Below are 432 nucleotides of genomic sequence, written 5' to 3' on the forward strand. Positions count from 1 at the left end.
TATCTCGACCTCATGCAGCGGATTCTCGACGAGGGCGTCGAGCAGCAGGACCGTACCGGAACCGGCACGCTTTCGCATTTCGGGGCGCAGATGCGCTTCGACCTGCGTAACGGATTTCCGCTCCTCACCACGAAGAAGCTCCACCTGAGGTCGATTATCGTCGAGCTCCTGTGGTTCCTGCGCGGGGACACGAACATTCGCTGGTTGCAGGAGCGCAAGGTCAGAATTTGGGACGAGTGGGCGGACGAGGAAGGCGACCTCGGGCCCGTCTATGGCAAGCAGTGGCGGCACTGGGAGTCAGCCGATGGTCGTGAAATCGACCAGATCCGCAATCTCGTCGACTTGATCCAGCACGATCCTTCGTCCCGTCGCCAGATCGTCACCGCCTGGAACCCCGGCGAGATCGACCGGATGGCGCTCGCTCCATGCCAT

Annotated in this window: 1 protein-coding gene; it reads left to right on the forward strand. The window is 61.8% G+C overall.

Going from position 1 to position 432, the window contains the following annotated elements; genetic code table 11:
- Positions 1-432 (forward strand): thymidylate synthase (gene thyA / locus I6F37_RS40770; RefSeq protein WP_225154486.1); only part of this gene is annotated, 432 nt, incomplete at both ends.

Origin of the sequence: Bradyrhizobium sp. NBAIM08, from assembly GCF_020193935.1 — a bacterium.
Classification (GTDB): domain Bacteria; phylum Pseudomonadota; class Alphaproteobacteria; order Rhizobiales; family Xanthobacteraceae; genus Bradyrhizobium; species Bradyrhizobium yuanmingense.